This window comes from Pseudomonas baltica, from assembly GCF_031880315.1.
Classification (GTDB): domain Bacteria; phylum Pseudomonadota; class Gammaproteobacteria; order Pseudomonadales; family Pseudomonadaceae; genus Aquipseudomonas.
Map to the genome: position 1 here is coordinate 1,681,647 of NZ_CP134771.1, position 20,581 is coordinate 1,702,227.

Annotated in this window: 21 protein-coding genes; 4 read left to right on the forward strand and 17 right to left on the reverse strand. The window is 60.6% G+C overall.

The window, feature by feature from the left end:
• Nucleotides 1-10: 10 nt before the first annotated feature.
• The 10 genes from REH34_RS07360 to REH34_RS07405 all read right to left on the reverse strand — a co-directional run bounded on the left by REH34_RS07360 (nucleotide 11) and on the right by REH34_RS07405 (nucleotide 9,671).
• Nucleotides 11-724: an amidotransferase gene (locus REH34_RS07360; RefSeq protein WP_311971249.1), complete on the reverse strand. Its 714-nt coding sequence runs from the start codon at nucleotides 722-724 to the stop codon at nucleotides 11-13.
• Nucleotides 725-1,292: 568 nt separating this feature from the next.
• Nucleotides 1,293-2,090 carry a transglutaminase family protein gene (locus REH34_RS07365; protein WP_311971250.1) on the reverse strand — a complete coding sequence of 266 codons (798 nt, stop codon included), beginning with the start codon at nucleotides 2,088-2,090 and terminating at the stop codon, nucleotides 1,293-1,295.
• Nucleotides 2,087-3,034 carry an alpha-E domain-containing protein gene (locus tag REH34_RS07370; protein WP_226505205.1) on the reverse strand — a complete coding sequence of 316 codons (948 nt, stop codon included), beginning with the start codon at nucleotides 3,032-3,034 and terminating at the stop codon, nucleotides 2,087-2,089. Before REH34_RS07370 ends, REH34_RS07365 begins: the two co-directional genes overlap by 4 nt.
• A 12-nt stretch (nucleotides 3,035-3,046) precedes the next feature.
• On the reverse strand, nucleotides 3,047-4,456 hold the full coding sequence (locus REH34_RS07375; RefSeq protein WP_226505204.1) for a circularly permuted type 2 ATP-grasp protein: 1,410 nt from the start codon (nucleotides 4,454-4,456) through the stop codon (nucleotides 3,047-3,049).
• A gap of 366 nt (nucleotides 4,457-4,822) precedes the next feature.
• The gene (locus tag REH34_RS07380) at nucleotides 4,823-5,164 is read right to left on the reverse strand and encodes a ribonuclease E inhibitor RraB (protein WP_226505203.1); all 342 of its coding nucleotides are present in this window, start codon (nucleotides 5,162-5,164) and stop codon (nucleotides 4,823-4,825) included.
• Between the two features lie 197 nt (nucleotides 5,165-5,361).
• Entirely contained in the window at nucleotides 5,362-5,598 is a 237-nt protein-coding gene (locus REH34_RS07385) for a hypothetical protein (protein WP_226505202.1), read from the reverse strand.
• Nucleotides 5,599-5,784: 186 nt separating this feature from the next.
• A complete protein-coding gene (locus REH34_RS07390) occupies nucleotides 5,785-7,872 on the reverse strand; it encodes an LTA synthase family protein (RefSeq protein WP_311971251.1) in 2,088 nt (695 codons plus the stop codon).
• 319 nt (nucleotides 7,873-8,191) lie between these two features.
• Complete coding sequence (locus REH34_RS07395; RefSeq protein WP_311971252.1) at nucleotides 8,192-8,383, reverse strand: PLDc N-terminal domain-containing protein; 192 nt, start codon at nucleotides 8,381-8,383, stop codon at nucleotides 8,192-8,194.
• A gap of 93 nt (nucleotides 8,384-8,476) precedes the next feature.
• Nucleotides 8,477-9,007: a hypothetical protein gene (locus REH34_RS07400; RefSeq protein WP_311971253.1), complete on the reverse strand. Its 531-nt coding sequence runs from the start codon at nucleotides 9,005-9,007 to the stop codon at nucleotides 8,477-8,479.
• Nucleotides 9,008-9,146: 139 nt separating this feature from the next.
• Nucleotides 9,147-9,671, reverse strand: a complete 525-nt coding sequence (locus REH34_RS07405; protein ID WP_226505198.1) for an ankyrin repeat domain-containing protein — start codon at nucleotides 9,669-9,671, stop codon at nucleotides 9,147-9,149.
• A 336-nt stretch (nucleotides 9,672-10,007) separates the two neighbouring features.
• Here REH34_RS07405 and REH34_RS07410 point away from each other — a divergent pair, with 336 nt between their 5' ends.
• Nucleotides 10,008-10,286 (forward strand): DUF3509 domain-containing protein, encoded by a 279-nt coding sequence (locus tag REH34_RS07410; protein ID WP_226505197.1) that lies wholly within the window; start codon nucleotides 10,008-10,010, stop codon nucleotides 10,284-10,286.
• Nucleotides 10,287-10,384: 98 nt separating this feature from the next.
• On the opposite strand, the gene REH34_RS07415 is transcribed toward REH34_RS07410, so the two are convergent.
• The 3 genes from REH34_RS07415 to aroC form a co-directional block, all read right to left on the reverse strand.
• Complete coding sequence (locus tag REH34_RS07415; RefSeq protein ID WP_226505196.1) at nucleotides 10,385-10,936, reverse strand: acireductone dioxygenase; 552 nt, start codon at nucleotides 10,934-10,936, stop codon at nucleotides 10,385-10,387.
• Between the two features lie 94 nt (nucleotides 10,937-11,030).
• Nucleotides 11,031-12,188 carry an MFS transporter gene (locus tag REH34_RS07420; protein WP_311971254.1) on the reverse strand — a complete coding sequence of 386 codons (1,158 nt, stop codon included), beginning with the start codon at nucleotides 12,186-12,188 and terminating at the stop codon, nucleotides 11,031-11,033.
• Nucleotides 12,189-12,195: 7 nt separating this feature from the next.
• Complete coding sequence (gene aroC / locus REH34_RS07425; RefSeq protein WP_226505194.1) at nucleotides 12,196-13,287, reverse strand: chorismate synthase; 1,092 nt, start codon at nucleotides 13,285-13,287, stop codon at nucleotides 12,196-12,198.
• Nucleotides 13,288-13,489: 202 nt separating this feature from the next.
• Here aroC and REH34_RS07430 point away from each other — a divergent pair, with 202 nt between their 5' ends.
• Entirely contained in the window at nucleotides 13,490-14,443 is a 954-nt protein-coding gene (locus REH34_RS07430; protein ID WP_311971255.1) for an alpha/beta fold hydrolase, read from the forward strand.
• A gap of 103 nt (nucleotides 14,444-14,546) precedes the next feature.
• Here REH34_RS07430 and ttcA read toward each other — a convergent pair whose 3' ends face one another.
• The gene (ttcA, locus tag REH34_RS07435; protein WP_226505192.1) at nucleotides 14,547-15,371 is read right to left on the reverse strand and encodes a tRNA 2-thiocytidine(32) synthetase TtcA; all 825 of its coding nucleotides are present in this window, start codon (nucleotides 15,369-15,371) and stop codon (nucleotides 14,547-14,549) included.
• 152 nt (nucleotides 15,372-15,523) lie between these two features.
• Between ttcA and REH34_RS07440 the strand changes: the two genes are divergently transcribed.
• Complete coding sequence (locus tag REH34_RS07440; protein WP_311971256.1) at nucleotides 15,524-16,126, forward strand: Yip1 family protein; 603 nt, start codon at nucleotides 15,524-15,526, stop codon at nucleotides 16,124-16,126.
• A gap of 131 nt (nucleotides 16,127-16,257) precedes the next feature.
• Nucleotides 16,258-16,752, forward strand: a complete 495-nt coding sequence (locus tag REH34_RS07445) for a SprT family zinc-dependent metalloprotease (protein WP_226505190.1) — start codon at nucleotides 16,258-16,260, stop codon at nucleotides 16,750-16,752.
• Between the two features lie 142 nt (nucleotides 16,753-16,894).
• On the opposite strand, the gene REH34_RS07450 is transcribed toward REH34_RS07445, so the two are convergent.
• The 3 genes from REH34_RS07450 to REH34_RS07460 form a co-directional block, all read right to left on the reverse strand.
• Nucleotides 16,895-18,232 carry a dicarboxylate/amino acid:cation symporter gene (locus REH34_RS07450; protein ID WP_311971257.1) on the reverse strand — a complete coding sequence of 446 codons (1,338 nt, stop codon included), beginning with the start codon at nucleotides 18,230-18,232 and terminating at the stop codon, nucleotides 16,895-16,897.
• A gap of 286 nt (nucleotides 18,233-18,518) precedes the next feature.
• Entirely contained in the window at nucleotides 18,519-19,865 is a 1,347-nt protein-coding gene (locus REH34_RS07455; protein WP_226505188.1) for an ATP-binding protein, read from the reverse strand.
• Nucleotides 19,862-20,539: a response regulator gene (locus tag REH34_RS07460; RefSeq protein ID WP_311971258.1), complete on the reverse strand. Its 678-nt coding sequence runs from the start codon at nucleotides 20,537-20,539 to the stop codon at nucleotides 19,862-19,864. Before REH34_RS07460 ends, REH34_RS07455 begins: the two co-directional genes overlap by 4 nt.
• Nucleotides 20,540-20,581: the final 42 nt, after the last annotated feature.

The following is a 20,581-nucleotide window of genomic DNA, read 5'->3' on the forward strand; positions in this document are numbered from 1 at the left end:
GACGCCCCCCTCAAGCCTGGTGCGCGACGAAGCGCATCATCCACTCCGCCACCGTGGTGCCATGGTGCGGGCGGTCGAGGCTGGCGATACCGGCGCTGTAGATGGCCTCGCCGAGGTGCTGCTGGCGCAAGTCCAACAACGCCCGAGAGTAGTCGTGAATGAACTCCGGATGACCCTGGAAGCACAGCACCTGATCGTTGAGCTGATACGCCGCGAAGGGGCAGAACTCGCTGGAGGCCACTACCACCGCCTCCGGTGGCAATTGGGTGACCTGGTCCTGATGGCTGATCAGCATGGTCAGGTCATCCACTGGCGGGCTCATCCAGGGTGCATGGGCAGCGACCTGGTAATCATGAATGCCGACACCCCACCCTTGAGTGGCGCGCTCGGCCTTGCCACCGAGCAGCAGCGCCAGCAGTTGATGACCAAAGCAGATGCCGAGCAACTTGTCGCCACGCTGATAGCGATCCAGCAGGTACGTCTTGAGGGTTTGAATCCAGGGGTCGGTACCGAATGAGTCGGCCTTGCTGCCAGTGACGAGATAGGCATCGAATTTTTCGTCATCACCCGGGTAATGCTCGTCTACGACGTTATAGCGGACGAACTCGGAAGGGATCGGCTGCTGTGCGAACAAGCGCTCGAACATCTGGCCGTAGCCCTGGTATTGATCGACCAGCTCCGGACGCAGAAAGTCCGTTTCCAGAATGCAGATGCGTAACGACATAAAAATTCTCGACACTGGGAAGAAGGTGAAGGCATTGGCCAAACCTTGCCTTGAAAGATTGCCTCAAGGCAAGGGGAGCGCGAAAAAATCACCTCTGACGAACGGCAATCCCATGCTGAATCGTTACTACTCGCCTCCAACGCCTCTAGCTGGCGGCTGGTGACGCGTGCGCCAGTGGGCTTATTCCCATGAAAGATTAGAATTCAAGTCGTTCATACAAAATGGTTCTAAGTCATAGTCCGCGTGGCTTCTACTGTTAACCCTGTACCTCCGCTGCCGGGTTTTGCCGGAGCCGGAGGTCGACGATCGATTTCGCAGTTCTGGCCGTTGCCCGGGCTACGCGGCAAGCAGTCGGCACATCGCAATAACAACAAAGGCACCGAGCCATGTTCAGACATCCCAAAATTCGTCAGGCCGGACTCATCGTGGTAGCAACGACGTTGCTGCTGATCATTCCCAATCTGACCAGGTTGATTGGTTGAAACAGCGTCGCGGGCAACACCCGCTCCCACATTAGACCCTGTCCTGTGGGAGCAGCCGTTGCCCGCGATGCTATTTGCCCTCCAATCTACTGGCGCTGCACCTGAATCCTCGGCATCGACACGGCCTTGGCATGCATCTGCTCGAAGCCACCGCCACGACGCATGCCGCGAACCGGGCAGGCATCCAGGTAGTCCAGGCCCACGGCCAGCTTGAGGTGGCGCTCGGGCCGGGAGAGCCCATTGGTCACATCGAAGCTGTACCACGCATCGTCGATCCAGGCTTCAGCCCAAGCATGGCTGGCCAGGTGCTCGCTGTTCTCGCTGAACAGATAACCCGACACGTAGCGCGCGGGCACGTGCAAGCTGCGGGCGCAGGCCAGGAACGCGTGGGTGTGGTCCTGACAGACGCCGGCTTTGGCCTCGAAGGCCTCGGCGGCGCTGGTGTCGACCTTGGTCACCCCAGGGGTATAGGCGATGTGCTGGTTGAGGCCATGCATCAAATCGATCAGCGCATTGCGATCCCGGCGTTGGTTGCATTGCTGGGCCGCGAACTCGCGCAAGGCGGCATCCGGCTCCGTCAGGCGGGTCATCCGCAAGAACGGAAACGCAGACTGGCTTTCATGTTCCGACTCGCTCTTCTCATCGATATCGACCTGACCGCGGGCCTTGATGACGATGCTCTCGTGGGGCTCGTCCAAGGTCAGTACATGGAAGATATTGCCGAACGGGTCGATCTGCGCGCGCACCTGGCGAGGCAGGTCCAACTCCCAGCTGAGGACATGCTGGCGATCGCTGTCGTGGGGCGTCAGGCGCAGATACTGGATGCTGGCACGCACTTCGTCGTCATAGTGGTAAGCGGTTTCGTGACTGATCGAAAGCCTCATAGAGCCTCCAGGTAAGAGCTGTGAATTTCGTTGCCCAGCTGAGCCATCAGCGGGATGGATTCGTTCAACCACTCATGCAGGCCTTCTTCGAGGATCTCGCTGATCCCGGTATAGCGCAGGCGGGCATCGAGCTCTGCAGCCAAGCGCTGAGCCGGCCGACCATTGGTGCCTGGCAGTTGCGACAGGGTCTGGTCGATCTCTTCAGTGCAGGCACGCAGCGAACGCGGTACATCGGCACGCAACAGCAGCATCTGCGCAACGTTGCGCGCCGAGGGCGCATCGCGGTAGATCTCGGTGTACGCCTCGAACGACGACAGAGACCGCAGCAGGGCACTCCATTGGTAGTACCCGCGGGCGGAACTGTCGCTGACGGCGTCGGCTTCATCACCGAGCATTTCGTATCTGGCATCGAGCAAACGCAAGGTGTTATCGGCGCGTTCGATAAAGGTGCCCAAGCGAATGAAGCGGAAGGCATCATTGCGCATCAGGGTGCCGTAGGTGGCACCGCGAAACAGGTGCGAACGCTCTTTCAACCACTCGCAGAAGCGACTCATGCCATAGCGGCTCAGGCCTTGCTCAGCGATTCCGCGAATTTCCAGCCACGTGGAGTTGATGTTCTCCCACATGTCGGCGGTGATCCGCCCGCGCACGGCATGGGCACTGGCACGCGCCGCGCCCAGGCAGCTGTAGATGCTGGCGGGATTGGTGGCGTCGAGGGCAAAAAAGAACAACAGACGCTCGGCGTGCAGCTTGCCGTGACGCTCCAGGTAATCATCCAGCGTGCCGGTAATCAGCAACGGCATGGCCATCTCGTCGAGGCCTTCACGACCATCCTGCGGCATCAGCGACAGCGAATAGCTGACGTCGAGCATGCGTGCGAGGTTTTCGGCACGCTCCAGGTAACGCGACATCCAGTACAAATCCGAGGCGGTTCTACTTAGCATTGGCAGGCTTCCTTAATCTTCAACCACCCAGGTGTCCTTGGTTCCGCCGCCCTGGGAGGAGTTGACCACCAGGGAGCCTTCACGCAGCGCCACTCGGGTCAGGCCGCCAGGGACCACGCGGGTTTCACGACCGGACAGCACGAACGGGCGAAGATCGATGTGACGTGGAGCGATGCCGTTCTCGACAAAGGTCGGACAGGTCGACAGGGACAACGTCGGTTGAGCGATATAGGCGTGGGGCTTGGCCTTCAGGCGGGCACGGAAGGATTCGATCTCGGCAGCACTGGCCGCCGGGCCCACGAGCATGCCGTAGCCGCCCGATCCTTGAGTTTCCTTGACCACCAATTCCGGCAAGTGGGCCAGTACGTGAGACAGCTCGTCGGGCTTGCGGCACTGCCAGGTGGGCACGTTCTTGAGGATGGCTTCTTCGTCCAGATAGAAACGAATCATGTCGGTGACATACGGGTAGATGGATTTGTCGTCCGCTACCCCGGTACCGATGGCGTTGGCCAACACCACGTTGCCTGAGCGATAGGCCGACAGCAGGCCAGGCACGCCCAGCGCCGAATCCGGATTGAACGCCAGCGGATCGAGGAAAGCGTCGTCGAGCCGGCGGTAGATCACGTCCACCGGTTTGGGCCCGGAGGTCGTGCGCATGAATACCCGATCGTCACGCACGAACAGGTCCGCACCCTCTACCAGCTCGACACCCATCTCCCGCGCCAGGAACGCATGCTCGAAAAACGCGCTATTGAAGCGCCCAGGGGTCATCACCACCACGCTGGGATTATCCAGCTGGCTGGAGCTCTTGAGGGTATCGAGCAGCAAGTTGGGGTAATGATCGATGGGAGCGATGCGCTGCGCGGAGAACAGCTCGGGGAACAGGCGCATCATCATCTTGCGGTCTTCGAGCATGTAGCTGACGCCGCTCGGCGTGCGCAGGTTGTCTTCCAGCACGTAGTAAGTGCCGTCACCATCGCGAACCAGGTCGACCCCGGAGATATGCGAATAAATGTCACGGTGCAGGTTGAGGCCCTGCATCGCCAATTGGTACTGCTCGTTGGCCAGTACCTGTTCGGCCGGCACGACACCTGCCTTGATGATGCGCTGATCGTGGTACAGGTCGGCAAGGAACATGTTCAACGCCTTGACCCGCTGAATACAGCCTTTTTCCACCACTCGCCACTCGCTGGCAGGAATGCTGCGCGGGATGGTGTCGAAAGGAATCAGCCGTTCGGTACCCTGCTCGTCCCCGTATAGGGTGAAGGTGATACCGGCGCGATGGAACAGCAGGTCGGCTTCACGCCGCCGTTGGGCCAGAAGGTCGTCAGGCGTGTCGGCAAGCCAGCGTGCGAACTCGCGATAATGCGGGCGGACATTGCCGTCGGCATCGTACATCTCATCATAATTGGTGCGGCTCATGCCGTACTCCTTGTCACCCGGACACAAGAACCATCGCAAGGCCCGTGCCATCGGCATAAACGCTTGAAAATCAACCCTTTGGAGCCAAGCGCCAAATGCCTCGCACCAAAGCTGTGCGGCAAACGCTCCAATGGAATCGCCAACGCTTCATCACGATGCAGCCCATCGATTATGACCAGCTTAGCCGGTAGAGAATTCATTGGCATAAGGATGACTGTTTTACTGCGTGTGACCGGCAATCCTTGCAGGTGAACGCACTTAGCAGAACTGCCAGATGCGTCGCTGTATTTTTTGACGCCGAAGGCGTCGGGTGTTGCCAAAAGGGGCGAGTGTCGCCACCCGCCCCTTTTCGAGGACCTGCCTGAGTCAAGCGTGCTGCCGCTTGATTTCGTGCTTGACTCCCCAGCCTTCCACCTCGCCCCCCAGTGGCTCTATCAAGGTTTCGAGTTCTTGTTCGAACTCACCGATCCCACCATAAGTCGCGTACATCACCTTGCTCAGCTCCAATCCCCAGCCGCCGTCGTCACGCTCGCAGACCTGCGCGTTGAGCGACTCGCCCTGGAACTTGCCGGCAGCCACCCGCGCACGGTCTTCGTCGGGGAAGACCGCGTAGAACTCGATGGGATGGATACGGGCGAAATCGAAGCCGCCTTCCTTCATGCGGCGCAGTACGGAGATGCTGATGTCTTCTTGATAGGCTGTGCTCATGGATCGTCCTCCTCAGATTGATGGATAGACTTTCAGTGTTCCAGGACCTCCCTTCTTGATAAGCGGGTTGGACAGCGCAACGCAAACGGTCACCTGGGAACAGCATGTAGCGAACAGACAGACCGTAGCGAACAGGACATTCGCCAGGGCCTGAGTTGCAGAGTAACGCGAAGGGCAACGGTGTACCAGTGGGTCTTTCAGGCAGCCGCTGTGATGGAAATGATCTTCACCCCGCCATGTTCCTCGAGCGAACGTTCGGTGGGCTTGTCGACCCGCCCTTCGAAATCGTTGAGGTTGGCTTTGTCGATCACCGGGAACAATTGCGCACGAATCAGCACCGCAGCATCTTCCCTGCTGGGCTCCTGATCCTTGCTCACCGTAATGCTGGTGGGCATGCCGGTTTGATCGATGAAGTTGATCACCCACTCTTTCATTGGTATCTCCTCAGCTGATGGCACAAGAAGCTGTGTGATACGTGCTTGTGGAGCAGTAGACCGGATGGGGTTGGCAATCGTTCAGCGCGATTGCGATGCGCAAAACAACTGTGGGAGCGGGCACGGCCCGCGAAGCCTTTGAAAGCTTCACGGGCAGCGCCCGCTCCCACAAGGGGTTGCGCTGGATCAGTTGTCCTTGGCGGCCTTTTCGGCACCGGCACGGTTATCGATCAGCGCTTGGGTGGCGGTCTGGATAAAGGCATCCAGGCGCTGGCGCAGGTCGGCCTTGTCGGCGGCATCAGGGTCGCCATCCGGGATCGCCTCGGCGCTGAACTGACGGCCCAGCTGATAGTGATACAGCTTGGGCGGCATGTCCTTCTCGGCCGGCTCGATGAAGATGCGGTTGCCGGTGACCAGGGCCACTTCCAGCTCACCGCCCGAGGGCTTGATCATGCCGAAACCAGGATCGCCCGCCGGCAGGTTGAGCAAGTCGCGCCCCCAGCACTGGGTGCGGCTGGTCCCACCGAGACGGCCCATGATGGTCGGCACGATATCGACCTGAGTACCCACGGTGTGGTTGACCGCACCGAACTTCTGCTGGATGCCCGGGCCGATCAGCAGCAACGGTACGTTGAAGCGCCCCAGGTCCATTTCGGTGACCTGGTTGTTGTTGGCAAACCCGTGGTCACCGACGATGACGAACAGCGTCTGGTTGAAGTACGGCGACTTGCGGGCCTTTTCGAAGAACTGCCCCAGCGACCAGTCGGCGTAGCGCATGGCGGTCAGGTGCAAATCGAGGCTGCCCTGGCCGGTGACCGGCTCGACCGGCAGTTTTTTCGGCAAGGCGTACGGCACGTGGTTGGACAGGCTTTGCAGCAGCGCGTAGAACGGCCGCCCCTTGTCGCCCCGAGCTGCCAGCTCCTCGTTGCCGCGATCGAACATGTCCTGGTCGGACACGCCCCAGGTCGGGTCGGAGAACACCGGATTGACGAAGTCGTTGCGGCCGATGAAGGTGGTCATGCCCTGGTTGCCGAAGAAACCCGACTGGTTGTCCCAGGCGAAATCGCCGTTATAGACATACACGTCGTCGTACTTGCGCGCACTCAGCTGAGCCGGGAGGCCCGACAATTTGTGCGACCCCTCTGGCGTCTGCATCAGGTATTCGAAGCCCGGCAGGTTGGGGAAGCAGCCCATGGTGGCGAACATGCCCTGGTGGGTATGGGTGCCGTTGGAGAAGAAGTGGTCGAACAGCACGCCCTCCTTCGCCAGCTTGTCGAAGTTCGGCGTGATGTTGGTATCCGCCCCCAGCGCGCCCACCGAGTGACCGGCGAAGCTTTCCATGAGGATGACCACGACGTTCTTGATCGGCAGGGTGTTCTCGGCCGGCGGCGTGTTATCACGGCGCACCGGTGCCAGATCAGGCTCGACCAGGGTGTCGTTCGGCGTCAGCAGCATCTTGCGCACTACGTCCCGAGCTACATCAGGGGGCATGGTCGACTTCCAGATGTTGCTGCGCTGCTCGGAGAATTCGCTTTTGGCGGCTTCGATCAGGCTCAACGTGGAGTTGAGGCCCAACTGGTTGGCGAAGTTGGAATCGGTGGTGTAGGCATCACCCCAACGCAGCGGCGGACCTTGGCGCAGCGTGCCGCGGGCGGACAGCACCAGCACGGCCGCGCAGATCACCAGCACGCCCAGGCGCAGGAACCACTTGGCAGGTACGCGTGGGGTATGTGGCCGGGTCAAGCGATCGATACCCTTGAACACCAGGCTCAGCAGCCAGGTCACCAAGGCCCAGGCCAACAGGTAGCGGACCACCGGATAGCCGTACCAGATCATGCTCAGTACGGTTTTCGGGTCTTCCTTGACGTACTGGAACACCAGGCCGTTGAGACGTTGGTGAAATTCACGGTAGAAGTCCATGTCCATCAGCCCGAGGAACAGGGCAATGCTGGACGTGACCGTCAGCCACAGGCGCCAGATGCAACGCATTGCCATCAGCCGTTGGAACAGCAGGCCCAACGTTACCGGCACGAGGATGTAAGCGGTAAGGCGCAAGTCGAAGCGCACGCCATTGCCAAAAGCTTCGAGGAAGGTCGAAGCGGGCGTGGTGAGAATCATCTCGCGGTTGTAAGCGAGCAGCGCCAGACGCAGCAGGCTGAGCATGACCATGATGGCCAGGCCGCTGAGGAGCATATAGGCGATGTGTGACCTGACGGTGGGTTGCGGCAGCCGAGGCTTGGCTAGCGGTGGGCTGGAGGCGTCCGGGTTGGCCATAGCGTGTGATGATCCCTTGGATTTCGATTGGATGTGTAGGGCGCGGATTGTCGGCAACGGGCTGTCAAAATTGCGTTGGCAGGATCAAGCGCTTCGCGCGCAGAGCCCGCCCCTGGAGAGGCACTTAACCCCTGTGGGAGCGGACTCCGCCCGCGAATGGCACGCGTACGCACCGGAATACTTGCTTACACTCTGCAACACATTAAGCAGCACGACGAATGCGCCCTGTAACGGCGCGCATTCTACGTGGAGGAAGAGGAAGGGTCGAACGTTGCGGATGAAACCTGAGGGAATCCATGGTGAATTCCCCCGCTGCGGGCTAGACCCGCACGTTGCCACGCGGCCCGGCAATGGCCCAGATGATCAAGCCGAGAACCGGCAACAGAATGATCAACAGGATCCACAGCACCTTGGCACCGATTTCGGCACCGCTTTTGATCACGTTAAGGATCGCCCAGATATCCAGAGCAAGAATGATCAGGCCGATCAAGCCATTGAAGGTAGAACCCATGTGATGCTCCTTGAGGGAAGAGTCGCTATGGGTATGAGCATTGGCGGGGGGCAGAGGTTCCGTACTGCGCCACACACCGGTGGCAAGGCGGGGTTATTGATGGACCGCTACCTTCAGCGCTTCCAGGGCCGGCGCAGCGGCAATGCCCGCGGTGCTGCACAACTCGAGCACCCGCGGCACGTCGTTGCCATAGACCAGCACCACTTGCAGTTCGTCGTCGAGCAACTGGCTGAAGTTCATCAGCACGTAGCCACCGTCTTCCTTGGCCATGGCGCTCATCTGCAGCTGGATGCGATTGAGCGCGGTGAGCGCTTCGGTCTTGGCCAACTGCTTGGCCTTGAGGTTGAAGGCCACTGCCGGGCCGAACGAGGCGACGATCTGCGCGAACAGGTCGGCGTAGGTGTCGGCCTGAAACAGCACGGTGTCGGGCAGGCTGCCGACGACAATCCACTCACCCAGCGGGATAGGAAAGGTGTCGTCGTAGTTGATGTCCGGGTTGGCGGCCAGAAAGCCCGTCGGATCGGCATAGGCCGCTGCGGCTTCGTCGGCGATGCGTTCGATGTCCGGCGCCGTCATGCACCCCGAGCTGATTTTGCCGATGAGTTCAACGAGAGTGGCTTTCATGACGGTGACCTGCGCGGGGATCGAAAAAGGGTCGCGAAGAATACACTATCCAACCTTGTGGGAGCGGGCTCTGCCCGCGAAGCTTTTAACAGAATTCGCGGGCAGAGCCCGCTCCCATAAGGAGTACATTCCAGCAGTTTCAGCCCAGGAGTTTTTGCAGCTGTGCGGTGGTTTCGGCCGCGCCCATGGCTTGCGCGGCGCCCAGCGCGGTCACGCCCTTGGCGTCCTGGGCGCTGGGGTTGGCGCCTTTGCCCAGCAGATAATCGACGATTTCTACCCGATTGAACATGGCCGCCATCATCAGCGCCGTACGGCCATCTGCGGAGGCGCCTTCGATATCGGCGCCATGCTCGATCAACGCCTGCACCACGCCCAGGTCGCCCTTGAACGCTGCGCCAGCCACCGGGCTTTGACCATTGTCATTACGGATCTCCGGATCGGCGCCGTGCTCGAGCAGCACCTTGACCGCATCGACGTGGCAGTAATAGCTGGCCAGCATCAGCAAGGTATCGCCTTTGTGGTTGCGCAGGTTGACTGGCAGGCCTTTTTCCAACAGACGAGCAAGCATCTGGGCATCGCCCTGGCGCGCCACATCGAACACCTGCGCGGCAAACTCGGCGGCTTCGTCGGGGGTCATCTGCGGGCCTTGGGGTTGGTCGGACATGCGGTGCGGCTCCTGGTCAAAAAATAAGTGGGGCGAGTCTGTGCAGGATTGCGCCGTTGGTCAACAGACTGCGGCTATCGGTAGGTGGCAAGGGAATTTATCGGCGAATCATGGTCATAGATTGTGTACGTGCGTACAAATTCCCTTCCCGCGTTATCCCCGACCCGCTCAATTTGCATCCCCCTCCTGCGACGATCTTGCAAATTGCACGAAACAAAAAAATCCTGATATTTTCAAATCATTGATTTTAAAGGGAATTTTTATTTAGCCAAAACTGGCACAGTCACTGCACTCCTTACTTGCAAAGCCTGCCTACGCAAGACCTGAGGAGCTGACATGAACTTTATCCAAGAGAAATTCACTTCGCTGTTTTCCGAGTACGAAGTTACTGCTCAACCGCGTCCAGACGGCGCCGTGCTCCTGACCCTGCGCGATCAGGCCGGCAAACAGATCCGTCGTTCGATCTCTTACGCCCAACTGAACACACCGGAACAGCTGTCCTGGGTGATCAGTGCGATCCGCCGCGACCTGGCTGCCGAGGCCAGTGACCTGCCAGCGATCAACATGCTGCAGAGCCAGAATCGCTTCGCCCTGCCGACTTATCATTCGGCTTGATCAATACGGTAATACTCCTGTGGGAGCGGGCGCTGCCCGCGAAGCTTGCCAAGGCTTCGCGGGCAGGGCCCGCTCCCACAGTCGTTTCCAGCGCTTGATCAGATGGCGTCTTCCAGACGCGGAAAACGCTCGGCAATCGGATCGCCTGTGAAGTTAGCCGGCGCATCGCCCGCATTGTTGTACAACCGAATCGCCACGATGTATGGGTTCTCGCCCAGATCGAACCAGTGGCGGGTACCCGCCGGTATAGCGATCAGGTCATCCTTTTCACACAGCACCGCATACACGTAATCGTCGATATGCAGGTAGAACAACACCCTCCCCGCAACGAAAAATCTGACTTCATCTTCGCCATGCCGGTATTCGCGCAGGTACTTTTCCCGCAGCTCGGTTTTGCGCGGGTGGTCGCTGTCCAGGCTGATCACGTCGACCGTCATATAGCCGCCTTCGCTTTTCAACTCGTCGATGCGCTGCTGATAAGCACCGAGGACATCTTCTTCGCTCGCACCAGGACGAATCGAAGTGCTGGCCGTCCAGCGTTCGAAGCGCACGTTATGTGCCTTGAGGGTGCTGGTGATGTCCTCGGCGTGGGTCAGGACCTTGTTGGGGACATCAGGGCTATCAACGTGGTAAACGGTCAAACTGCTCATCGGGCCACTCCTTGAGGGTCGGCGATCAGTGGGTGATCGCGCGTTCAGCACAATTTGTTCAATATGGAAAAACCTGAAGTTGGACGCCTGGGGTTCAGGCGTGTTCCTCTTTCAGGGTGATCAGTATCAACAGGGTAGCTGCCAACGCCGCCGCGCTGGCAATCGCAAAAGTGACGGCTGGCCCCAGGCTGTTCCAGGTATAGCCCGCGTACAGCGCGCCCAACGCACCGCCGATGCCGGACAGCGCCGCGTACAGCGCCTGGCCTTGCCCTTGCTGTCGTGCAGCAAAGCTACTTTGCACGAAGTGAATGGCCGCTGCATGAAAGCTGCCGAACGTAGCGGCGTGCATCACCTGAGCAATCAGCAATATCCACAGATGATCGGCAAAACTGCCCAGCAAGCACCAGCGCAATGCCGCCAGGGCGAAGCTGACCGCCAACACCCGGCGCACCGAGTACCGCGCCAATATCCGGCTCATGAGCATGAACATCAGCACTTCGGCCACCACGCCCACGGCCCAGAGCACACCGATGAGCGCACTGCTGTAGCCGAGCGAAGCCAGGTGCAAGGTAAGAAAGGTGTAGTAAGGCCCATGGCTCAGTTGCATCAGCCCGACGCAAGTGTAAAAAGCCATGACCCCTGGCTGGCGCAATTGCGCGACGAAGCCGCCAGCCAGCAGCGATTTGCCCGCACTGATGGGCTGGGCCACGGGTATCCAGAAGCTGGCCAGCAGAATGCCTGAAAGGATCACCACTACCGCATAGGGATAAATGTCGAGGCCGAACCAGCCGAACAGACGTCCGAACAACACAACCGTGAGGATGAACCCGATCGAGCCCCACAGGCGGATCTGGCTGTAACGCTGTGGCTCGCTGCGCAAATGGGCCAGGACGATGGTTTCGAATTGCGGCAGCACGGCGTGCCAGAAGAACGCATGCATGGCCATGACCAGCGCCAGCGCGGCGTAACTCTTGTCGAAAAAGATCAGGCTGAAGCTGAGCAGCGCGCACATGGCGCCAAAGCGTACGATGGTCAAGCGTCGGCCGGTGCGATCTGCCAACCAGCCCCACAGGTTGGGCGCTACGCAGCGGGTCAGCATGGGGATGGCCACCAGCTCGCCGATGCGCGCGCTGCTGAAACCCAGATGATCGAAGTACTGCGCCAGGAACGGCGCAGTGGCGCCAAGCAAAGCGAAGTAGAACAGATAGAAGGTCGACAGGCGCCAGTACGGAATTGGCGCCTGGGCGGTCACGCCGCCCTCACGACTGACCGAGCACTGGCGTGGTCACCCGCACATCGGCGTTTTGGCCGCGGTGGCGCAGCAGATGATCGAGCAGCACGATGGCCATCATGGCCTCGGCAATGGGCGTGGCACGGATGCCGACGCACGGGTCATGGCGGCCTTTGGTGATCATGTCCACGGCGGCGCCATTGACGTCGATCGACTGCCCCGAGGTCGTGATGCTCGAGGTCGGCTTGAGCGCCAGGTGCGCAATGATCGGCTGACCCGACGAAATCCCGCCGAGGATGCCGCCGGCATTGTTGCTCAGAAAGCCCTGCGGGGTCAGCTCGTCGCGGTGCTCGGTGCCACGCTGGGCGATGCTGTCGAAGCCGGCACCGATCTCTACCCCTTTGACCGCGTTGATACTCATCAGCGCGTGCGCCAGGTCAGCGTCCAGACGATCAAAAATCGGCTCGCCCAGGCCCGGCATCACGCCATCGGCCACGACGGTGATCTTCGCTCCCACGGAATCCTGGTCGCGGCGCAGTTGGTCCATATAGGCCTCCAGCGCCGGGACCTTGTCCGGATCGGGGCAGAAAAACGCATTCTGCTCGACCGAATCCCAGGTCTTGAAGGGAATTTCGATCGGGCCCAGCTGGCTCATGTAGCCGCGCACCCGAATCCCCAGACCGGCCAGGTATTTTTTCGCGATGGCACCGGCCGCGACACGCATGGCGGTCTCGCGCGCCGAGCTGCGGCCGCCGCCACGGTAATCGCGCACCCCGTACTTGTGGTGATAGGTGTAATCGGCGTGGGCTGGGCGGAACAGGTCCTTGATGGCCGAGTAGTCCTTGGACTTCTGATCGGTGTTGCGGATCAGCAGGCCGATGGAGGTGCCCGTGGTGCGGCCCTCGAATACGCCAGAGAGGATTTCGACTTCGTCGGCTTCCTGGCGCTGGGTGGTGTGGCGGCTGGTGCCTGGCTTGCGGCGATCGAGGTCGCGCTGCAGGTCGTCCAGCGACAGTTCGAGGCCCGGTGGGCAACCGTCGACAATGGCGACCAGGGCCGGGCCATGGCTCTCGCCGGCGGTGGTGACAGTGAACAGCTTGCCGAAGGTATTGCCGGACATGCGTAAGGCTCCGCGAATCAACCTGAGAAACGATGCGCCAGTATACGCAGGCTGGCCTGACGGCGCACGCCCCCGCAGGGTGGGCATCGAGCAACAACGGGTTTTGGTGACAAGAGGTTTCATCACGCGAACGTTGCGAGCGGGGTAGAGTCCAACCGGAACCTTTACCGATACTGGCTTGATGATGTTACGGCAATTTCCGATGTTTCGGGCCCTGGCCCTGCTTGTGGTGTTCTGCAGTTCACTGGCGCAAGCCGCCAGCCCCGTCGTCTTGCAGCGGCCCATCGACCTTGACGTCCCAGGCGGTCAGTTGCACGGCAGCCTGTTGCTCCCGCAATCCAGGCAGCCAGTGCCAGTGGTGCTGATCATTCCAGGTTCCGGGCCGACCGACCGCGACGGCAACAACCCCGACGGCGGCCATAACGATTACTTGCGCCGGCTGGCGCTGTTGCTGGCGGCCAACAATATCGCCAGCGTGCGCTACGACAAACGCGGCGTGGCCTCAGGGCTGCCGCTGGCGCCCGATGAACGCATGCTCAATGTCGAGTCCTATGTGGCCGATGCGGTGGCCTGGGGCAAGCAGCTCAAGCAGGATCCGCGCTTCAGCACGCTGATTATCCTCGGCCACAGCGAAGGCTCGTTGGTCGGTGGCCTGGCCGCTCCCGAGGCGGGCGCGAAGGCGATGATCTCGGTGGCGGGCAGCGGCCGGCCGGTGGATCAGGTACTGCGCGAGCAATTGCAGGCGCGCGTGGCGCCGAGCTTGTTGCCGCGTAGCGAGCAGATCATCGCCAGCCTCAAGGCCGGGCATCTGGACACCGATGTGCCCAAACCGCTGCAGGTGGTGTTCCGCCCCAGCGTGCAGCCATACCTGATCAGCCTGTTCCGCCAGGACCCGGCCAAAGCCTACGCCGCCTTGCGCATGCCGGTGCTGATCGTGCAGGGACGCAACGATATTCAGGTGGGTGTCAAGGATGCCGAAGCACTGCACGCCGCCCAGCCCAAGGCCGAAATGGCGCTGATCGGCGGGATGAACCACGTGCTGCGCATCGTGCCGATGGACATGAAGGCCCAGGTGGCTTCGTACCGCAACCCTGACTTGCCGCTGGCGGATGCCCTGGGCAAGCGGGTGGTGGCATTTATCGAGCAGCAGCGATAGGGCTTTTTGGCGTAGCGGATGGCCTCTTCGCGAGCAAGCCTTGCGCCCACGGGCGTACACCTGTGAGCGCAAAGACGGGTCGCGAAGAGGCCCGCAGGATCACCTACAAATTCACCACGTTCACAAACCGCGAGGCCGCCGTCTCGTCAATCTTCAGGTTGGTGAAGTCGAACAGATTGCGGTCCGCCAGTTGCGATGGCACCACGTTCTGCAGGCCGCGGAAAATACTGTCTACACGTCCTGGCGTCTTGCGTTCCCAGTCCTGCAGCATCTCCTTGACCACCTGACGCTGCAGGTTTTCCTGTGAGCCGCAGAGGTTGCAGGGGATGATCGGGAATTGCTTGAAGTCCGAATACGCCTGGATGTCCTTCTCGATGCAATAGGCCAGCGGACGGATCACGACGTTGCGACCATCGTCGGCGCGCAGCTTGGGCGGCATGGCCTTGATGCTGCCGTTGAAGAACATGTTGAGGAAGAACGTCTCGACGATGTCGTCGCGGTGATGCCCCAAGGCCATCTTGGTCGCGCCGATCTCGTCGGCGAAGGTGTACAGCGTGCCGCGGCGCAGGCGTGAGCACAGCGAGCAGGTGGTCTTGCCCTCCGGGATCAACTCCTTGACCACCGAGTAGGTGTCCTTCTCGACGATGTGATACTCGACACCCAGCTCCTTGAGGTAGGCCGGCAACACGTGCTCGGGGAAGCCGGGCTGCTTCTGGTCCATGTTGACCGCGACGATATCGAACTTGATCGGCGCCACCTTCTTCAGGTGCATGAGCACGTCGAGCATGGTGTAGCTGTCTTTGCCGCCGGACAGGCAGACCATGACCTTGTCGCCGTCTTCGATCATGTTGAAGTCGGCGACGGCCTCACCGGCCAGCCGGCGAAGACGTTTTTGCAATTTGTTCTGACTGACCGAAAGGGTGCCCATAGCGCTAGCAGATCCGCGAGGTATGACGAAAAGGCGGCTATTTTACGCATAAATGCGGGCGCGGTGCAGGCGTCCTGTCTGTTCGTGAGCGCCTGCGAAGAGTGATCTACACTGCAAGGACAGGTCGCAAGACCGCACACGGAGGATCGGCAATGATGCACCACGTTGTCGGGCTGTTCACCCACCCCGACCAGGAATGGCGGCAGATTCGCAGCGAAGACGAGTCGATCCGCCATCTGTACCTCACTCACACGTTGTTATTGGCGGCCATCCCTGCTGTTGCTGCCTTTATCGGTACTACTCAAGTGGGCTGGGTAATCGGTAACCGCGCGCCAGTCGTGCTCACTCAGCATGCGGCGGCCTGGATGGCGTTGATGTCCTACGCGGCGATGCTCGGTGGCGTCGCGGTGATGGGTACTTTCATCCACTGGATGGCCCGCACCTACGACAAGATGCCTACCATGGCCCGCAGCGTTGCCTTTGCTACCCACACCGCGACGCCGCTGTTCATCGGCGGTGTGGCGGCGCTCTATCCGCATTTATGGCTGGGCATGCTGGCAGGGCTCGCCGCTGTGGCCTACACCGTGTACTTGCTGTATGTCGGGCTGCCGACCTTCATGGGGCTGAACGAGGACGAGGGGTTTCTGTTCTCCAGCTCAGTGCTGGCGGTGGGGTTGATCGTGCTGGTGGCGATCATCGCTCTGAGCGTGATCATCTGGGGGCTGGGTGTGGGGCCGGTGTATGCCCTTGAGTGACGAGGTGAGATGACCGGCTTCTTCGTGGGCGGACACGCACCCCATCCATCAGGATCGAAAACCAGACGACGAGCGGCTCGGCAACGACTCTGGCTTGGGGCATAATCGCCCCATCTGGAGTGTCCTCACGAATGTCCGAACTGCTCGATACCCGCGTCGAATCCTGTTTTCAACAAGCCGAATCCTTCTTCAAGCGCTCATTCAAACGCCCCGTGGTCAGCCTCAAGCTGCGCGGTCAGAAGGCAGGCGTCGCTCACCTTCACGAAAACATGCTGCGCTTCAATCCGCAGTTGATGAGTGAAAACACCGAAGACTTCCTCAAACAGACCGTCCCCCACGAAGTCGCGCACCTGGTCGCCCATCAGATTTTCGGCGACAGCATTCAGCCCCATGGCGAAGAGTGGCAGCTGATCATGCGCGGCGTGTACGAATTGCCGCCCCATCGCTGCCACAATTATGAGGTCAAGCGCCGGCGGGTGACCCGTTATATCTATCGCTGTCCTTGCGTTGACAGCGATTTCCCTTTCTCGGCGCAACGCCATGGCCTGGTGCGCCAAGGGCGGCGCTACCTGTGCCGGCGTTGCCGCAACATGCTGGTGTTCACTGGCGAGACGCGCGTCGAATAGCCCGCCTCTTCGCGGGCAAAGCCTGCTCCCTCAGTGGGTACGCTATCGATGTGGAGCGTGCTCGTTCGGCGGCGAAGGGGAAACCGCCCCACAACGAAAAAAGCCCATCCGAAGATGGGCTTTTTGCTATTGCGGCTAACGCTTAGCGGTGCTCAGTGATCACCGGTTGACCTTCAGCCACACCCAGGTCGTCTTCGACGCGGGTTTCGAGCAGCGGCGAACCGCCCGAGGCCAGCTCTTCGTGCATGACTTTCTCGTCCAGCTCGCCGACCCACTTGGCAACAACCAGGGTGGCGACAGCGTTACCGACCAGGTTGGTCAGCGCGCGGGCTTCGGACATGAAGCGGTCGATACCCAGGATCAGCGCCAGGCCCGCCACCGGCAGATGACCGACAGCCGACAGGGTCGCTGCCAGCACGATGAAACCGCTGCCCGTCACGCCGGCAGCGCCTTTGGACGACAGCAACAGCACCAGCAGCAGGGTGACCTGATGAGTGATGTCCATGGTGGTGTCAGTCGCCTGCGCGATGAACACAGCAGCCATGGTCAGGTAGATCGCGGTACCGTCCAGGTTGAACGAGTAACCGGTCGGGATGACCAGGCCAACGACCGACTTCTTCGCACCCAGGCGTTCCATCTTCAGCAGCATGCGCGGCAGCGCCGACTCGGAGGACGAGGTACCCAGTACGATCAGCAGTTCTTCACGGATGTAGCGGATCACGCGCAACACGCTGAAACCATGAGCGCGGGCAATGGCGCCCAGCACGATCAGCACGAAAGCCACGCAGGTGATGTAGAAGCAGATCATCAACTGACCCAACTGCACCAGCGAGCTGACGCCATAAGCACCAATGGTGAACGCCATGGCACCGAAGGCACCCAGCGGCGCGAGCTTCATGATCATGTTGATGATGTTGAACATCGCATGAGCGAAGCGATCGATCAGGTCCAGCAGCGGCTTGCCGTAGGCACCCAGGCGATGCAGGGCGAAACCGAAGATGATCGAGAACATCAGCACCTGCAGCACATCACCGGTGGCGAAGGCGCTGAAGATGGTCGATGGAATAATGTTCAGGATAAAGCCGACGACGCTCTGGTCCGCACCCTGACTGACATAGGTCGCGACCTTGGAGGCATCAAGGGTGGCAGGGTCGATGTGCATGCCGGCGCCCGGCTGCACCACGTTGACCACGATCAGGCCGAAGATCAGCGCGATGGTCGAGACCACTTCGAAATACAGCAGCGCGTAACCGCCGGTCTTGCCGACCGACTTCATGCTCTGCATACCGGCGATACCGCTCACCACGGTGCAGAAAATGATTGGCGCGATGACCATTTTGATCAGTTTGATGAAGCCATCACCCAGCGGCTTCATGGCCTTGGCAGTATCTGGGTAGAAATGGCCGAGCAGGACACCGATGATGATCGCGACGACCACCTGGAAATAGAGCGATTTGTAGAGCGGCTGACGAGTCGTCATAGCAGGTTCCTCAAGCGCGTCGTCCGGCATCCTTCCTCGGACGCTCACGACACAACACCACGAACCCTCCTGTTAGCGGAGGGATTTGTTTTAGGCGGCTGCACGATGGCAGTCCTGCTGGCTTCATCGCAAACCCCGTGCCACATCCTCGGTTTTGCTTCACAAGGCGTGGTGACGGGGCTGGCGAATAGGCAACGAGCCGTGATGAACCTGTAAATCTGGCGAGAATCCGCCATCAGATGGCCTGAGACGGCGCAGGCAGGCGGAAATCCGCCAACCTTGTCAATCAGACTGGTCTGAAACGCACCCTGAACGCCGCCCCTCCCAAACTGGAGTCCTCCAGCTTGAGTTGCGCGTCGTAGCTCTCGATGATGTCCTTGACCACTGCCAGACCAATCCCCTGCCCCGGGTTCTGCCGATCGAGGCGTTCGCCCCGCTGCAGAATCCGCGCACGCTGGTCGGGGGGGACCCCTGGGCCATCATCTTCGATGCACAAATCCAGCCCTTGGCTGCTGTCGCGCAAACTGACTCGTACCTGACTCAAGCATAGACGATAGGCGTTCTCCATGAGGTTGCCGAGCATCTCCAACAGTGCGTTGCGCTCCATCGGTACCAAGGCGTCGGTGGCGATTTCCATGGTCACCCGTACGCGTTTGTCGCGGTAGACCTTGTCCAGCGTGCTGGCCAGGCTGTCGACCACCGGCCATAACGCCTCGCGATGACGTACCAGGCCGCTTTTGCGCAAGCTGGCGCGTTGCAGTTGATAGCTGATCTGCTGGCTCATGCGCTCGATCTGCGCTTGCAGCACGCGGGCCTGCTCCAGATCCTGCGGGCGCTGGGCGATCACTTCACTGACGCCCTGCAAAACCGCAAGCGGCGTCTTCAGGCTGTGGGCCAGGTCGCCCAGGGAGTCGCGATAACGCTGGCGATGCTCGCGCTCGCTGCTGAGCAGCCGGTTGAGGGAACCAGTGAGGCGGAGCAATTCCCGTGGGTGCTCTTCGCTGAGGCTTTCGCGGGCGCCGGATTCGATCTCGTTCAACTCCACGCTTAATAGCCGCAACGAACGAAAGCCCCAGGTCAGGCCGCCCCAGAGCAACAGCAGCAGCACCACCAGCGCGGCGCCAAAGCCCAACAGCAAGCGCTCACGCAGGCCATGGATGGTGCGCTTGTAGTCCTCGACCGGCTGCACCGCGACGAAACTGTAGGCTGCGTCCTTGCCGGCCAGCAGCTTGACCTCGACGTCATAAACGAAGTACTCGACGCCGTCGACTTCATGGATATGGGTGAACACCGTGCCCAGGCCGTCATAGCGCGGGGTGTAATGAATGTCGCTCTCGTGCGTGGCGCGTGACTGCCATACCAGATTGCTGTTGCGGTCATAGATAAAGCCGAGCAAGCGGCTGTCTGGCAGGTTGAACTCCTCGTCGGGCAACAGCTTGGGCATGCGCAGCTGATTGCCTTCGACCTGAGCGGCGGAGATCAACGTGGTCACGTCCGAGGCCAGGCGCTGTTCGATGGCCTCGCGCAGAGCCAGGCTGAAGGCGCTCTGCAACGCTGGCAACAAACCGATCATGAATAACAGCGACAACGTCCCGCCCGCCAGAATCAAGCGTACCCGCAACGATCGAATCATCGGCAGCGCTCGGTGAACAGGTAGCCCAGGCCACGCACCGTGTCGATCGGCTTGAAGCCGTTGGCTGCCTCCAACTTGCGCCGCAAGCGCCCGACCAGCACCTCGATGACGTTCGGATCACGCTCGTCGTCATCCGGATAGAGCTGCTCCATCAGGCGATCCTTGGACACCACCTGCTGGTGATGGCGCATGAGGTATTCGAGGATGCGGTACTCGTAAGCCGTCAGTGCGAGGGGCTCTGCGTCCAGCTGCGCCTGCTTGCGATTGATGTCCAGGGTCAGGGGCCCGGCGATGATGGTCGACTGGGTAAACCCGCTGGAGCGGCGCAGCAGGGCGTTGAGCCGGGCTTCGAGTTCTTCGAACTGGAACGGCTTGACCACGTAGTCGTCGGCACCGGCAGCCAGGCCTTCGACCTTGTCCTGCCAGTTTCCCCGCGCGGTGAGGATGAGGATGGGGAAACTCTTGCCCAGAGTGCGCAATTCGCGGATCAGCTCCAGGCCGCCCATCCCCGGCAGGCCCAGGTCGATGATGGCCAGGTCATGGTTGAACTGGCCGACCTGATACAACGCCTCTTCGGCGTTGGCGACAGCTTCGATCACGTGACCGCTGTCGGTCAGGCGAGTAAACAGGTGATGGCGCAATAGCGCCTCGTCTTCAACCACCAGCAGTTTCATCAAGCACTCCGGATCGGATACTGCAAAAAACCTGTAGCGAGG

Excerpts from the sequence above, each read along its gene's own strand:
- REH34_RS07410 (WP_226505197.1), top strand. The coding sequence starts at position 10,008 with ATGAACTTTATCCAAGAGAAATTCACTTCGCTGTTTTCCGAGTACGAA.
- REH34_RS07430 (WP_311971255.1), top strand. The coding sequence starts at position 13,490 with ATGTTTCGGGCCCTGGCCCTGCTTGTGGTGTTCTGCAGTTCACTGGCG.
- REH34_RS07460 (WP_311971258.1), bottom strand. The coding sequence starts at position 20,539 with ATGAAACTGCTGGTGGTTGAAGACGAGGCGCTATTGCGCCATCACCTG.
- REH34_RS07365 (WP_311971250.1), bottom strand. The coding sequence starts at position 2,090 with ATGAGGCTTTCGATCAGTCACGAAACCGCTTACCACTATGACGACGAA.
- REH34_RS07375 (WP_226505204.1), bottom strand. The coding sequence starts at position 4,456 with ATGAGCCGCACCAATTATGATGAGATGTACGATGCCGACGGCAATGTC.
- REH34_RS07440 (WP_311971256.1), top strand. The coding sequence starts at position 15,524 with ATGATGCACCACGTTGTCGGGCTGTTCACCCACCCCGACCAGGAATGG.
- REH34_RS07385 (WP_226505202.1), bottom strand. The coding sequence starts at position 5,598 with ATGAAAGAGTGGGTGATCAACTTCATCGATCAAACCGGCATGCCCACC.
- REH34_RS07360 (WP_311971249.1), bottom strand. The coding sequence starts at position 724 with ATGTCGTTACGCATCTGCATTCTGGAAACGGACTTTCTGCGTCCGGAG.
- REH34_RS07415 (WP_226505196.1), bottom strand. The coding sequence starts at position 10,936 with ATGAGCAGTTTGACCGTTTACCACGTTGATAGCCCTGATGTCCCCAAC.
- REH34_RS07390 (WP_311971251.1), bottom strand. The coding sequence starts at position 7,872 with ATGGCCAACCCGGACGCCTCCAGCCCACCGCTAGCCAAGCCTCGGCTG.
- REH34_RS07450 (WP_311971257.1), bottom strand. The coding sequence starts at position 18,232 with ATGACGACTCGTCAGCCGCTCTACAAATCGCTCTATTTCCAGGTGGTC.
- REH34_RS07400 (WP_311971253.1), bottom strand. The coding sequence starts at position 9,007 with ATGAAAGCCACTCTCGTTGAACTCATCGGCAAAATCAGCTCGGGGTGC.
- ttcA (WP_226505192.1), bottom strand. The coding sequence starts at position 15,371 with ATGGGCACCCTTTCGGTCAGTCAGAACAAATTGCAAAAACGTCTTCGC.
- REH34_RS07405 (WP_226505198.1), bottom strand. The coding sequence starts at position 9,671 with ATGTCCGACCAACCCCAAGGCCCGCAGATGACCCCCGACGAAGCCGCC.
- REH34_RS07395 (WP_311971252.1), bottom strand. The coding sequence starts at position 8,383 with ATGGGTTCTACCTTCAATGGCTTGATCGGCCTGATCATTCTTGCTCTG.
- aroC (WP_226505194.1), bottom strand. The coding sequence starts at position 13,287 with ATGTCCGGCAATACCTTCGGCAAGCTGTTCACTGTCACCACCGCCGGC.
- REH34_RS07445 (WP_226505190.1), top strand. The coding sequence starts at position 16,258 with ATGTCCGAACTGCTCGATACCCGCGTCGAATCCTGTTTTCAACAAGCC.
- REH34_RS07455 (WP_226505188.1), bottom strand. The coding sequence starts at position 19,865 with ATGATTCGATCGTTGCGGGTACGCTTGATTCTGGCGGGCGGGACGTTG.
- REH34_RS07380 (WP_226505203.1), bottom strand. The coding sequence starts at position 5,164 with ATGAGCACAGCCTATCAAGAAGACATCAGCATCTCCGTACTGCGCCGC.
- REH34_RS07370 (WP_226505205.1), bottom strand. The coding sequence starts at position 3,034 with ATGCTAAGTAGAACCGCCTCGGATTTGTACTGGATGTCGCGTTACCTG.